The organism is Novosphingobium sp. MMS21-SN21R (assembly GCF_031846015.1).
In the GTDB taxonomy this organism is placed as follows: domain Bacteria; phylum Pseudomonadota; class Alphaproteobacteria; order Sphingomonadales; family Sphingomonadaceae; genus Novosphingobium.
In genome coordinates, this window is the sequence record NZ_JAVRDU010000001.1 from 1,251,376 (window position 1) to 1,263,427 (window position 12,052).

Below are 12,052 nucleotides of genomic sequence, written 5' to 3' on the forward strand. Positions count from 1 at the left end.
CGCCATCATCATGGATGGCAATGGCCGCTGGGCCAAGAAGCGGCTGATGCCGCGCGCCTTCGGGCACAAGCGCGGGGTCGATACTGTGCGCGAGATTGCTCGCGCCGCACGCGACATGGGACTTGAAGCGCTGACTCTCTATGCGTTCTCGTCGGAGAACTGGAAGCGCCCGGCAGACGAGATTTCCGACTTGATGGGCATGCTGCGGACTTTCATCCGCAACGACCTCGATGAATTCATCGCCAACAATGTGAAGCTCCGGATCATCGGCGATTATCATGCGCTTGCGCCCGATATCGTCGAGATGATCGAGGATGCGATGGCCCGAACTGCCGCCAATACCGGCACTACGCTGGCCATTGCGCTCAACTATGGCTCGCAGCAGGAAATCGCCCGTGCCGCTGCCCGCGCCGCCGCCAAGGGCGCAATCACGCCCGAGGCTATCGAAGCGGAGCTCGATACGGCGGCGCTGCCTCCGCTCGACCTGCTGATCCGCACTTCGGGCGAGGTGCGCCTTTCGAACTTCCTGTTATGGCAGGCGGCATACGCCGAAATGTGGTTTACCCAGGTCCTCTGGCCCGATTTCACGCCCGCCCATTTGCGTGAGGCGCTGGACCAGTTCGCCTCGCGCGAAAGGCGCTTCGGTGGACGCTGAACCCGTCATTCCGGCAACCGTTGCCGAACCGAAGAAATCCGATCTCAAGGTCCGCCTCGCTTCGGCGGTGGTAATGCTGGCGATTGCGGGGACCGCGTTCTGGTTCGGCGGAATCGCGCTCGACCTGTTCGTCGCGGCAGTGGGCTTCGGCGTGTTCGTTGAATATGTCCTGCTCGCCAGCAAGATTGCCGACGGCCCGCCGCGCCTCGCCTCGATGGTCATTGCCGGCGCTCTCTATATCGGCTGGGCGGCACTCGCGCTCGCGGTCATGCCCGAACCGCTGATGCTCGCCGTGCTGGGCCTTGTCATCTGCACCGATACTGGCGCGTACTTCACCGGCCGTTCGCTCGGTGGACCGAAGATTGCGCCTGCCATCAGCCCGTCGAAAACGTGGTCGGGCCTCGCTGGCGGCATGGCCGCTGCGGGAATCTGGGCCGCGCTGGTCGTGCTTACCGCTGGCTATCTGATCTCCGCGATGGGGCCGACCGGACCCAGCCTCGCTTCGGCGTTCGAGGTCACCAACGTCGGCGTGGCGGCGCTGGTCGGTGCGGTGCTCGCCGTGTTCGCGCAGGCCGGAGACTTCTACGAATCCTGGCTCAAGCGCCGGGCAGGGGTCAAGGATTCCTCGCGCCTGATCCCCGGCCATGGCGGGCTGTTTGACCGTGTGGACGGTCTCCTGCCGGTAGCTATCATTGCCGGAACCGCATGGGCGGCCTCGCAGGCAGGACTCTGACGCGATGACCCGTTCAATCTCCGTCCTTGGTGCCACCGGATCGATCGGCGCTTCCACGCTCGACCTGATCCGCCGCGAGAAGAGCAAGTGGCGCGTTGTCGCACTGACCGCCAATGGCAATGCCGCCGAGCTTGCCAAGCTCGCCCGCGAATTCGGCGCGGAAATCGCCGTCGTCGCCGATGAAGCCGCGCTTCCCGATTTGCGCGAAGCCCTGTCCGGCACCGCCATAGAAGCCGCTGCCGGTCCCGCCGCGCTGATCGAAGCCGCCGGGCGCGGCGCGGAGATCACCGTCGCCGCCATCGTCGGCTGCGCAGGCCTTGCCCCCACCATGGCAGCCATCGAACAGGGCGGCGTGATCGCGCTCGCCAACAAGGAAGCGCTGGTCTCCGCTGGCGATGTGATGACCGCCGCCGTCGCCCGCCACGGCGCGACACTGCTTCCGGTCGATTCCGAACACAACGCGATCTTCCAGTGTCTTCAGGGCAACGACATCGCCCACGTTTGTGCGATCACGCTTACGGCCAGTGGCGGCCCGTTCCGCGATTGGTCGCTGGATCAGTTGCACAAGGCTACGCCTGCCGAGGCTGTCAAGCATCCCAACTGGTCGATGGGCGCAAAGATCAGCGTCGATTCGGCGACGATGATGAACAAGGGTCTCGAATTCATCGAGGCGTTCCATCTGTTCCCTGTCGGCGTCGAACGCCTGCGCATCATTGTCCATCCGCAGTCCATCGTCCATTCGATGGTCGAATACCGCGATGGTTCGACGCTCGCCCAGCTTGGCCCTTCGGACATGCGCGTGCCCATCGCCTCGGCGCTGGCATACCCTGCGCGCATGGATACGCCCTGCGCGCCACTCGACCTTGCCGCCATCGGCCAGCTTACGTTCCGCGCGCCCGACGAGACGCGCTTCCCCGCCACCCGCCTTGCGCGCGATGCGGTGATGGCAGGCGGCGCTGCCCCTGCCGTGCTCAATGCCGCGAACGAAATCGCAGTTGCGGCGTTCCTTGAAAGTCAGATTGCATTCACCCGCATCGTGCAATCGGTTGAGGATGTGCTGTCCCGTGGCCTCGCGCCTGCGCCCACCTGCCTCGAAGACGTCATTGCGATCGATGCCGAAGCGCGGGTCAGGGCGCGTGAACTGATGGAGCCTGTAAGGTCATGAGGGTTTTGGGATGCCACCGCTAGAAAGCCCCGGAATTCTGACGACGCTGCTGGCTTTCGTGCTGGTGCTGGGGCCGCTCGTGTTCATTCACGAACTCGGCCACTATCTGGTCGGACGGTGGTTCGGCGTGAAGGCCGACGTCTTCTCGATCGGCTTCGGCAAGGAAATCGTTGGCTGGACCGACAAGCGCGGCACGCGGTGGAAGCTCGCCGCGCTCCCGCTCGGCGGCTATGTGCAGTTTGCGGGCGACATGAACCCCGCCAGCCAACCCAGCCCGGAATGGCTGGCGCTCCCGGCGGAAGAGCGTAACCGGACGTTTCCTGCAAAGCCGCTTTACCAGCGCGCGCTGATCGTGCTGGCAGGCCCGGTGACCAACTTGCTGTTTGCGGTGCTTATCCTCGCGGGTTTCACTTTCGCCTATGGGAAGGTCGTGATCCCCCCGGTCGTCGGCGAGATCCAGTCAGGCTCGGCGGCTGATCGCGCCGGCGTTCAGCTGGGCGACCGCATCGTCTCGATCCGCGGCAAGGCGATGGATTCGTTCCTGGATGTGCGCCTTGAAGTGGGGCAGAATCCCGGCGAACCGCTCGATCTCGTGGTGCTGCGCGAAGGCCGTCAGGTCGAACTCTCGGCCAGTGCAGCCGCCAAGGTCGAGAGCGACCGTTTCGGCAACACGCAGAAGATCGGGTTCCTCGGCATCGGCCCCAAAAGCTTCGAAGTCGTGCCGGTTGGCCCGCTTGAGGCTGTGGCCGAAGGCGTCACGCAAACCGGCAGCATCATCGGCATGATGGTCAACGGCATCGGCCAGATCATCAGCGGCAAGCGCGAGGTCAAGGAGCTTGGCGGCCCGATCAAGATCGCCAAATATTCGGGCGAACAACTCGTTTCTGGCTGGCAGGCGTTCATCGGCTTCGTCGCGCTGATCTCGATTAACTTGGGGTTCATTAACCTCCTGCCAATCCCCGTTCTCGACGGGGGCCACCTCGCTTTCTACGCGGCGGAAGCCATTCGTAGAAAGCCCGTTGGTCAGCGCGGGCAGGAGTGGGCATTCCGCACCGGCATCGCGTTCGTCATGGCGCTGATGCTGTTCGTCACGGTCAACGATCTGGCGTCGCTCAAGTTGTTCGGAGGGTAGTCTTCATTTCCAGCAACCGGTGCGCCGGATGCATGGTCCAGCCAGCCAACTGGCGGAGCCGGATTTTCCACAGAACACGTTCTCGCGAAGACGAGGGCGAATGTTTTCTTGATTGGCCTTGTGGCATCGGGCACAGGGCAGCATTGCTTGCCGCGGCCGGGCACTCCTCGCGGGCGTCCAGCCGCCACAACATACGGGATGGCGCTTGGTGATCATTGGACGTAACGCGGACCGGGCAGGATTTCGGACCGCCAAGGCATCTCCGCTCTGCGCGGCCCTGCTGGCAACCAGCGCGCTGGTGGCAGTGCCGCAGGCCGCTTTTGCGCAAGGCACCGCTCCCGCACCTGCAGCGCTCCCCGCTGCCGCACCCGCGCCGGTTGGTGACGTTATCCGCACCGTCACGGTCGAAGGTTCGCAGCGCCTCGAACCCGATACGATCCTGTCCTACATCCGCTTGCGCCCCGGCCAGACCTATAGCCAGGCTACCGGCGACCAGGCCCTGAAGGACCTCTACGCGACCGAACTTTTCGCCGACGTCTCGATCCGCAACAACAGCGGCGACGTGGTGGTTCAGGTCAAGGAAAACCCGGTCATCAACCGCATCATCCTTGAAGGCAACAAGCGCCTCAAGGAAGACAAGATCCTGCCCGAGATCAAGCTGGCCGCGCGCCAGATCTTCACTCGCTCCAAGGTCCGCGCCGACGTTGCCCGCATCATCGAACTGTACAAGCGCCAGGGCCGCTTTGCCGCTTCGGTCGAACCGAAGATGGTCATGCTCGATCAGAATCGCGTCGATATCGTGTTCGAGATCAGCGAAGGGCCGAAGTCCAAGGTTCGCCAGATCAACATCATCGGCAACGAGAAGTTCGGCGATGGCAAGCTGCGCGGCGAAATGGTCACCAAGCAGGCACGCTTCTTCCGCCTGTTCTCGAGCGGCACCAGCTACGATCCTGATCGTCTCGCGTTCGACCAGCAGAAGCTGCGCCAGTTCTACCTGACCGAAGGCTACGCCGATTTTCGCGTCGTCTCGGCCGTGGCCGAACTCACCCCCGACAAGCGCGATTTCATCATCACATACGTCGTGGAAGAAGGTGATCGCTACAAGTTTGGTGACGTCAAGGTGGACAGCCAGCTGCGCGATTTCGATGGCGAGGCCATGGCCAAGCGTCTGCCGATGCAGGCTGGCGAGTTTTACAACGCCAAGTTGGTCGAGGATCAGGTCGATGCCCTGACCGAAACCGCAGGCGCGTTCGGCTATGCCTTTGCCGACGTTCGCCCGGACTTCTCGCGCAACAAGGAAGACCTGACCATGTCGGTCACCTTCCGTATCGCCGAAGCGCCGCGCGTTTATGTCGAACGGATCGACGTCAACGGCAACACGCTGACGCAGGACAAGGTCGTGCGCCGCGAATTTCGCCTTTCCGAAGGCGATGCGTTCAACACCTTCCAGATCAAGCGCTCGAGCAATCGCATCAAGTCTCTCGGCTACTTTCAGGAGAAGTTCGAGATCGAGCAGAAGCCGGGCAGCGCGCCTGACCGGATCATCCTCGAAGCCAACGTCGAAGAAAAGCCGACCGGGGAACTCCAGCTCTCCGCCGGTTTCTCCAGCCTTGAAAGCTTCATCTTCCAGGGTTCGATCCGCCAGAACAACTTCCGTGGGCGCGGCCAGACGGTCGGTCTTTCGGTCGACTATTCGCGCTATTCGCGGTCGGTACAGGTGAGCTTCACCGAACCCTACCTGTTCGACAAGAACATCTCGACCGGCATCGACATCTACCGCCGCGATTACAACAGCTTCAACCAGTTCAACTCGAATCGCCAGACGACGTACAAGCAGGCGACGACCGGGTTCCAGCTTCGCGCTGGTGTGCCGCTGACCGAATACATGTCGCTGATCGCCCGCTACACGCTCAACCTCGATGACGTTTCGCTGTCCAAGAGCCAGTTCTACGCCGATCTCAACGGCGATGGCGTACAGACCTGCGAACCGCTCCTTGCCGGCCGCTATCTTTGCGATGCGATCGGCAAGCGCACCAGTTCGATGATCGGTGCCTCGATCGTCTATGACACACTCGACAACCGCCTGCGCCCGAGCCGTGGCACGCAGTTCGTCGTCGGGGCGGATTTCGCCGGCCTTGGCGGCTCGGTGAAGTACGCGCGCCTCACCGCCAACGCCGCGAAGTACTTCTCGCTCGGCAGCGGGTTCATATTCTCGGTGCGCGGCGAAGGCGGCATCATCAAGGCTCTTGCCAACCGCTCTGCAGATCCGTCGATCGACGATGTGCGCCTGACCGACCGCTTCTTCCTGGGCGAACCGCAGATCCGCGGCTTCGACATCCGCGGTGTCGGCCCGCGCGTGCTGCGCAAGTATCTGGTCGATACCAACAACGATGGCGTGGTCGATTCACCTTCGACCGACCGCAACCAGTGGGTCGACGATTCTCTGGGCGGGAAGTATTACTATCTCAGCCGTGCCGAGCTTGAGATCCCGTTGGGATCGGGCGCGCGCGAACTGGGCCTGCGTCCGTCGATCTTCCTCGATGCTGGCGCTGTGTTCGGCATCAACCGTCCGCAAACGCAGAACGTGAACAATCCGATCACGCTCTATAGCCAGACCTATCAGGGCACGACCACGATCGTTACAAATCCCAAGGCGCCCGACAACACTGCCAATGCCGTTTACACGGCGATCCCGGCCTATGTTGAGGAATACGTGGGCGATACGCCTGCACCTCGCATTTCCGTCGGTATCGGCGTCAACTGGAACTCGCCGTTCGGCCCGTTCCGTCTCGACTTTGCCAAGGTTCTCAAGAAGGCCAATGGCGACGACCCCAAGACATTCACTTTCAACGTAGGAACCCAGTTCTGATGAAGACCCGCTTCGCTACCGCGCTTCTCGCCGGCATCGCTCTTGCCACTGTCGCTCCTTCTGCCGCTTCGGCGCAGTCCACCGGCACGGTCGTGTCAGGGATCGCAATCGCCAATCCGCCAGCGGTCGTTGCCGCTTCGGAAGCGTACAAGATTTCGCAGCAGCAGCGCCCGGTCACCTACAAGCCGCAGATCGACCAGGCAAATGCCCGCAAGACCCAGATCGAAGGCCAGCTGCGCCCGTTGATCACCAAGCTCGAAGCCGATTCGAAGGCCGCTTCGCCGAACCGCGCCGCGCTGCAGCAGCAGTATGAGCAGATCCAGCAGATCCAGCAGGCCGGTGAAGCCGAGATCCAGAAGATCCTCGAGCCGCTGAACCTGTCGCAGCAGTATGTGCTCGAGCAGATCGGCGACAAGCTCGACGCTGCCACCCAGGCCGCGATGGACAAGAAGAAGATCACCGTGGTGCTCGATTCGCAGTCGATCATCAAGGCGGGTCAGACCTACAACCTCAATCAGGACATCCTGACCGAGCTGAACAAGCTGATCCCGTCGGCCCAGCTCGTGCCGCCAGCAGGCTGGCTGCCGCGCGCCCAGCGCGAACAGCAGGCTCAGGCTGCTGCCGCTCAGCAGCAGGGTGCTGCTGCCGCAGGCCAGCCCGCCAAGAAGGCGCCGGAAGGCCGGTAAGTCCAGTCACGAGGGGCGGGGAAATGACCGAAGCAACGACCGCGCCGGAAGGCGCGATCCTCGACTACGACGTGCGCAAGGTGATGGCGGCGCTCCCGCATCGCTATCCCCTGCTGCTGGTCGATCGTGTGGCGTCGCTGACGCTGAACGAGCGTATCCATGCGGTGAAGGCCGTGTCGATGAACGAGCAGTTCTTCCAGGGCCATTTCCCCGGCCGTCCGATCATGCCCGGCGTCCTCCAGATCGAGGCGCTGGCGCAGGCCGCCGGCGTACTCGCGGTGGAATCGCTGGGTCTCGCAGGCTCGGGCAAGCTCGTCTATTTCATGGCGATCGAGGAAGCCAAGTTCCGCAACCCCGTGGAACCGGGGGTCCTGCTCGATTTGCACGTTGAATTTACGCAGAAGCGCAGCCGCGTTTGCAAGTTTGCTGGCAAGGCGATGATCGGTGACAAGGTGACTTGCGAGGTGAGCTTCACTGCGATGATTGCAGACGCCTGATCGTGACCTGATGCGGGTTGCGCGTTGTTGTGCGCGCCCGCCCTCGCGGCACTGCGAGATGGTTATCAGAGGCGCAGTTGCACTGACCGCCAAATCCCGCTAATGTCGCGCCCTTACAGATTCTTGTGGCCGGTCGGAACCGGCTGCGTACCGGAGTTAGACTCATGAAGACTGGCATTCACCCCGACTACCACATGATCAAGGTGCAGATGACCGACGGCACCGTTTTCGAGACTCGCTCCACCTGGGGCAAGGAAGGCGACACGCTCGCGCTCGAAATCGACCCGACCTCGCACCCGGCATGGACCGGTGGTACGCGCCAGCTCGATCAGGGTGGCCGCGTTGCACAGTTCAACAAGCGCTTCGGCGGTCTTTCGCTCAAGCGCTAAGCGCTGGCGAAAAGCTGAACACAGAACAAGGGCGGCCTTTGCGGGCCGCCCTTTTCTTTTTGCGCGGCGCAAAAAAGTTCGCCCATTGCTATCCCCGATAGCTGTCCATAAAACCGTGCGACATGACTCTGTCGAATGCCCTTGAAAGCCGTCTCGGCTACCAACTTCGCCGCGCCTCGGCGGTGATGATGGCTGATCTGTCGCGCGAACTCGCCGACCTCGATCTTCGCCCAGCAGAAGTAACCACCTTGCTGGTCATTGCCGAAAACCCCGATTGCTCGCAGACCGAAGTCGGACAGACGCTTGCGATCAAGCGCGCCAATATGGTGCCGATCATCTCGCGCCTGATGGAACGCGACCTTGTCGAGCGCCGCCGCCTCGATGGCCGCAGTCACGCGCTTTCGCTGACCGATATCGGGCGAAAGGTTGCCGCAGACGCCCAGGCCCGCATTGACCGCCATGAAGCGCGCTTCATAGAACTGCTCGGGGCCAAGGATGTGGCAATGCTGTTCCGCTGCCTGCCGGCGATCCGAGCCGCGCGCGACGCCGAGGCGGACGTCTGAGCAATCAGCCCCAGGGCTTCTCGCGATACCACTTGGTCACGACATATTTCAGGCCCGCCCGCACTTTCATCGCGTGATGGAGCGTGGCAGGATTGACGCTGCCGTCGGCGCGCCGGTTGTTCCAGCACACCAGTTTTCCGCGTTCGGGCTGGATCAGCTTGTCGATCACCTTGAACCGCGTCGCGCCGCCCGCTTCCACGTCGTTCAGGTAGATCATGAACGTCCACGTGCGCTGCCCGGCCACGCTGCAGAAGCGGTCGAAATCGCCGCCGTGCGGGTCGAAGTAATCGGTATGCGCCTTGAACTCCTGACCGGGCGCATAGCGCTGTCCCTGGATTGGCTCGCCAAATGGGCGATCAATGCCCGACAGGCCTGATAGCTTCTCGTCGAGCGCCGCAACATCCGGCTCACTCATCGGCAGGTCGCACGTCTCGCTGGTGCGAAAGTAGTGGTCGCCGTTCGAATCGGCGATGGTGGAGGGGCGCCGCTCCCGTTCGACCCGCGCGACAAGGCCGGCGCATTCGTCGACGCTCAGGAAATCGCGCAAAATGAACAACTCGATGCGCGGAGACGGAACCTTCATCATGCCCGGAACGGCCATGAGGCGCTGCGCGGAAGATTCGTTAGAGGTCATCGCCGTTCCCTATCGTACCGCGCCTGTGCCTCGCAACTTGAACACGCTGGCAAGTTGCTCGTAAAACGGCCACCTTCCTGCCGCATGGGAGATGAAGTGTCCTCTACCTCCGATCATCCCGGCCCGCAGAACGGCTTCTCGCTGGTCGAGATGATGGTCGTGCTCATGGTCATGGGCTTGCTTGCCAGCGTGGCCGTGCTGACCATGCCAGGGGATGAGCGCAAGTTGCGGACTGAGGCCGAGCGCTTCGCCGCCCGCACGCTCGCCGCGCGCGACGAGGCCATTGTCGGTTCGCGCCCTGTCTCGCTGGTGGTGAGCGATGGCGGCTATTATTTCGAACGCCGCAGTGACGGGCGCTGGCAGGCGTTGCCGGGCCGTGGCTTTGATCTTACGCCGTGGGACGATGAGACGACCGTGACCGCAGCAGGCCGCCAGCGCCTCGTTTTCGATTCGCTCGGGCTCGCCAGTGGCGAGGCGGCGGTCGGACTGGCGCGCGGTGAGCAGCGACTCGTCGTCCACATCCACCGCGATGGCAAGGTGACGCTCGGTGCGCAGTAATCCGCCCCGGGCCAACGGTTTCACCTTGCTCGAACTGCTGGTCGCGCTGGCGGTTTTCGCCATCGCTGCGCTCGCACTCCTGCAGATGGAGGGCGCGAGCATCGCCCGCACCGCTGATCTCGACCAGCGCCTGCTGCGCGAGATCGTGGCCCAGAACATGGCCGCCGAAATCCTCACCGATCCCGCACCGCCAGCAACAGGCTCGGCTACAGGCTTGATCGAGAACGCGGGGCGCAAGTTCCAGTGGACGCGCACGGTTGCCCCGCTGCCTGATTACGGAGTCCTCGGCATCACGCTGTCGGTGCGCGAGACGACGCCGGGCTCAGGCTCACAGGCCTTCACGCTCGATTTCACCCGGCTGCCCGGCGCATGAAGAAGGCGCCCACCCGTAACGGCTTCACGCTGGTGGAAATGTTGATCGCACTCGCCCTGTTCGCGGTGATCGCGGTTGGCGCGCTCGGGTTGCTGCGTTTTTCGGTCGACGCCGAACTTGCCAGCCGCAGCAAGACCGATGCCATTGCTGCCCAGCGCCGATTCCTGTCGGTGTGGACTGCCGATCTCGCTCAGGCCGTGCCGCGTCCGTCGCGCGATCAGTCGGGCGCGCCGCATGCTGCGCTTGAGGCGGGCCGTGACGGCGTGTTGGTCAGGCTCACCCGCAGCGGCTGGGACAATATTGACGGCGCGCCCCGGCCAAGCTTGCAGAAGGTTGAATACCGGGTCACCGCCACAGCGCTGGTCCGCGCAGGCTACCCATTCCCCGACGGCGCCGCGCCCGAAACAGGATCCGACATGCTGCCTTTGACCGGCGCGCCGACGATCCGCTTCCGCGCCAAGGACGGCAACTGGCTGGACCGCTGGGAACCGCAACTGACCACCGAACTCCCCGTCGCAGTCGAACTTCTCCTACCGCAGTCGGGCAGGCCGCCGCTTCGCATCGTGTCGCTGGTCGGGGTCAACTACCAGTGAACTCACACAACTCCCGCGAGAGCGGTGCTGCGCTGCTGTCAGTGCTGCTGCTGGTCGCGGTCATGGCGGTCATTGCCGCGATCATGCTCGACCGCCTGAACCTCGCCACGCGCCTTGCCGGAAATGGGCAGGCGATGACGCAGGCGCGGCTATACGCGACGAGCGCCGAGACGCTGGCGATGGCCCGGATCAAGGCGATGGTCGACGTCTCGGACGAGCGCACGGTTGACCGGGGCGGGCTGCTGGGCCGCGAATTCCCGCTGCCACTGGCACGCGGCACGGTCATGGCGAGGGTCGATGATGCCGGAAACTGCTTCAATATCAATTCACTGATTGAGGCCGATGCGCTTGGCACGCTCAAGTTGCGGGTCGTGGGCCTGAACCAGCTTCGCGCGCTGATGGCTGGTCTCGCGATCCCGCAAGCAGAGAGCGCCATCGCCAGCGATGCGATTGCCGACTGGATCGACAGCGACAACGTGCCCGCCCCCAATGGCGCGGAGGATGAGACCTATCAGGGCACGACCACGCCTTATCGCACCGCCGGGCGGTTGATCGGCGATGTCAGCGAAATCCGGGCGGTACGGGGCATGACTCCGCAATTCTACGAGCGCCTGCGCCCATGGTTATGCGCTCTGCCGGGTGCTGACCTTTCACCGATCAACGTCAATACACTGCGTCCCGATCAGGCGCTGCTGCTTTCGATCCTCGCGCCTGAAGCGATCCCGGTGGACCGCGCGCGCGCGCTGATTGCCGCGCGACCCGCATTGGGCTGGGGCAGTGCGGACGATGCCTTGCGCGGTTTGAGCGCTCCAAACATTCCGCTGAACCAGTTGCAGGTGCGCAGCCGTTGGTTTCTGCTGACGCAGACCGTCACTGTCGATTCTGCCCAAGTTGAGGAGCAGGCGCTGATCGACGTCGGCAGCAATCCGCCGCGCGTCGCCTTCCGCAGTTGGGGCGACCGGTTCGGCCGCTAGAGTGCGAATTTGCGCTCCCTCGCAAGATTCTGCTTCCCTTCCGCGCGTGTTTCTGCAAATGGGCCAGCCCGCGCGGCGAACAGTCGCGCCTGATATGTGGCGACCGTAGCTCAGTTGGTTAGAGCGCCGGTTTGTGGTACCGGAGGTCGGGGGTTCGAACCCCCTCGGTCGCCCCATTATCTCCCGATAACAACACTCTTTTGATCCCCCGGACATAGCCTTTTCGGGCCA

The 12,052-nt window shown here is 63.4% G+C and carries 14 protein-coding genes and 1 tRNA gene; 14 read left to right on the plus strand and 1 reads right to left on the minus strand.

Annotation, left to right across the window (positions count from 1 at the left end):
* Nucleotides 1–10 precede the first annotated feature (10 nt).
* From uppS to RM192_RS06175, 9 genes are all read left to right on the plus strand, one after another.
* Nucleotides 11–655: a polyprenyl diphosphate synthase gene (gene uppS, locus RM192_RS06135; RefSeq protein ID WP_311508578.1), complete on the plus strand. Its 645-nt coding sequence runs from the start codon at nucleotides 11–13 to the stop codon at nucleotides 653–655.
* The gene (locus RM192_RS06140) at nucleotides 645–1,388 is read left to right on the plus strand and encodes a phosphatidate cytidylyltransferase (RefSeq protein ID WP_311506667.1); all 744 of its coding nucleotides are present in this window, start codon (nucleotides 645–647) and stop codon (nucleotides 1,386–1,388) included. Before uppS ends, RM192_RS06140 begins: the two co-directional genes overlap by 11 nt.
* A 4-nt stretch (nucleotides 1,389–1,392) precedes the next feature.
* Entirely contained in the window at nucleotides 1,393–2,553 is a 1,161-nt protein-coding gene (locus RM192_RS06145; protein ID WP_311506668.1) for a 1-deoxy-D-xylulose-5-phosphate reductoisomerase, read from the plus strand.
* Between the two features lie 10 nt (nucleotides 2,554–2,563).
* Complete coding sequence (rseP, locus tag RM192_RS06150) at nucleotides 2,564–3,685, plus strand: RIP metalloprotease RseP (RefSeq protein WP_311506669.1); 1,122 nt, start codon at nucleotides 2,564–2,566, stop codon at nucleotides 3,683–3,685.
* A 211-nt stretch (nucleotides 3,686–3,896) separates the two neighbouring features.
* The gene (bamA, locus tag RM192_RS06155) at nucleotides 3,897–6,554 is read left to right on the plus strand and encodes an outer membrane protein assembly factor BamA (RefSeq protein ID WP_311508579.1); all 2,658 of its coding nucleotides are present in this window, start codon (nucleotides 3,897–3,899) and stop codon (nucleotides 6,552–6,554) included.
* On the plus strand, nucleotides 6,554–7,240 hold the full coding sequence (locus tag RM192_RS06160) for an OmpH family outer membrane protein (RefSeq protein ID WP_311506670.1): 687 nt from the start codon (nucleotides 6,554–6,556) through the stop codon (nucleotides 7,238–7,240). Before bamA ends, RM192_RS06160 begins: the two co-directional genes overlap by 1 nt.
* A gap of 23 nt (nucleotides 7,241–7,263) precedes the next feature.
* A complete protein-coding gene (fabZ, locus tag RM192_RS06165; protein ID WP_311506671.1) occupies nucleotides 7,264–7,737 on the plus strand; it encodes a 3-hydroxyacyl-ACP dehydratase FabZ in 474 nt (157 codons plus the stop codon).
* Between the two features lie 164 nt (nucleotides 7,738–7,901).
* Nucleotides 7,902–8,126, plus strand: a complete 225-nt coding sequence (gene rpmE / locus RM192_RS06170) for a 50S ribosomal protein L31 (RefSeq protein WP_039337458.1) — start codon at nucleotides 7,902–7,904, stop codon at nucleotides 8,124–8,126.
* Between the two features lie 122 nt (nucleotides 8,127–8,248).
* The gene (locus tag RM192_RS06175; RefSeq protein WP_311506672.1) at nucleotides 8,249–8,689 is read left to right on the plus strand and encodes a MarR family transcriptional regulator; all 441 of its coding nucleotides are present in this window, start codon (nucleotides 8,249–8,251) and stop codon (nucleotides 8,687–8,689) included.
* A gap of 4 nt (nucleotides 8,690–8,693) precedes the next feature.
* Here RM192_RS06175 and RM192_RS06180 read toward each other — a convergent pair whose 3' ends face one another.
* Nucleotides 8,694–9,323: a 2OG-Fe(II) oxygenase gene (locus RM192_RS06180; RefSeq protein ID WP_311506673.1), complete on the minus strand. Its 630-nt coding sequence runs from the start codon at nucleotides 9,321–9,323 to the stop codon at nucleotides 8,694–8,696.
* 84 nt (nucleotides 9,324–9,407) lie between these two features.
* Between RM192_RS06180 and RM192_RS06185 the strand changes: the two genes are divergently transcribed.
* From RM192_RS06185 to RM192_RS06205, 5 genes are all read left to right on the plus strand, one after another.
* A complete protein-coding gene (locus RM192_RS06185; RefSeq protein WP_311506674.1) occupies nucleotides 9,408–9,881 on the plus strand; it encodes a GspH/FimT family pseudopilin in 474 nt (157 codons plus the stop codon).
* Entirely contained in the window at nucleotides 9,871–10,254 is a 384-nt protein-coding gene (gene gspI / locus RM192_RS06190; RefSeq protein ID WP_311506675.1) for a type II secretion system minor pseudopilin GspI, read from the plus strand. Before RM192_RS06185 ends, gspI begins: the two co-directional genes overlap by 11 nt.
* The gene (gene gspJ, locus RM192_RS06195) at nucleotides 10,251–10,847 is read left to right on the plus strand and encodes a type II secretion system minor pseudopilin GspJ (RefSeq protein WP_311506676.1); all 597 of its coding nucleotides are present in this window, start codon (nucleotides 10,251–10,253) and stop codon (nucleotides 10,845–10,847) included. The genes gspI and gspJ overlap by 4 nt, the downstream gene beginning before the upstream one ends.
* The gene (gene gspK, locus RM192_RS06200) at nucleotides 10,844–11,821 is read left to right on the plus strand and encodes a type II secretion system minor pseudopilin GspK (protein ID WP_311506677.1); all 978 of its coding nucleotides are present in this window, start codon (nucleotides 10,844–10,846) and stop codon (nucleotides 11,819–11,821) included. The genes gspJ and gspK overlap by 4 nt, the downstream gene beginning before the upstream one ends.
* 99 nt (nucleotides 11,822–11,920) lie before the next feature.
* Nucleotides 11,921–11,997, plus strand: a tRNA-His gene (locus RM192_RS06205).
* The last annotated feature ends 55 nt before the right edge of the window (nucleotides 11,998–12,052 follow it).

Bases quoted from the DNA above. Each gene is read 5' to 3' on its own strand.
- uppS (WP_311508578.1), top strand. From the start codon at position 11: ATGGATGGCAATGGCCGCTGGGCCAAGAAGCGGCTGATGCCGCGCGCC.
- RM192_RS06145 (WP_311506668.1), top strand. From the start codon at position 1,393: ATGACCCGTTCAATCTCCGTCCTTGGTGCCACCGGATCGATCGGCGCT.
- rseP (WP_311506669.1), top strand. From the start codon at position 2,564: ATGCCACCGCTAGAAAGCCCCGGAATTCTGACGACGCTGCTGGCTTTC.
- RM192_RS06160 (WP_311506670.1), top strand. From the start codon at position 6,554: ATGAAGACCCGCTTCGCTACCGCGCTTCTCGCCGGCATCGCTCTTGCC.
- fabZ (WP_311506671.1), top strand. From the start codon at position 7,264: ATGACCGAAGCAACGACCGCGCCGGAAGGCGCGATCCTCGACTACGAC.
- rpmE (WP_039337458.1), top strand. From the start codon at position 7,902: ATGAAGACTGGCATTCACCCCGACTACCACATGATCAAGGTGCAGATG.
- RM192_RS06175 (WP_311506672.1), top strand. From the start codon at position 8,249: ATGACTCTGTCGAATGCCCTTGAAAGCCGTCTCGGCTACCAACTTCGC.
- RM192_RS06180 (WP_311506673.1), bottom strand. From the start codon at position 9,323: ATGACCTCTAACGAATCTTCCGCGCAGCGCCTCATGGCCGTTCCGGGC.
- RM192_RS06185 (WP_311506674.1), top strand. From the start codon at position 9,408: ATGGGAGATGAAGTGTCCTCTACCTCCGATCATCCCGGCCCGCAGAAC.
- gspJ (WP_311506676.1), top strand. From the start codon at position 10,251: ATGAAGAAGGCGCCCACCCGTAACGGCTTCACGCTGGTGGAAATGTTG.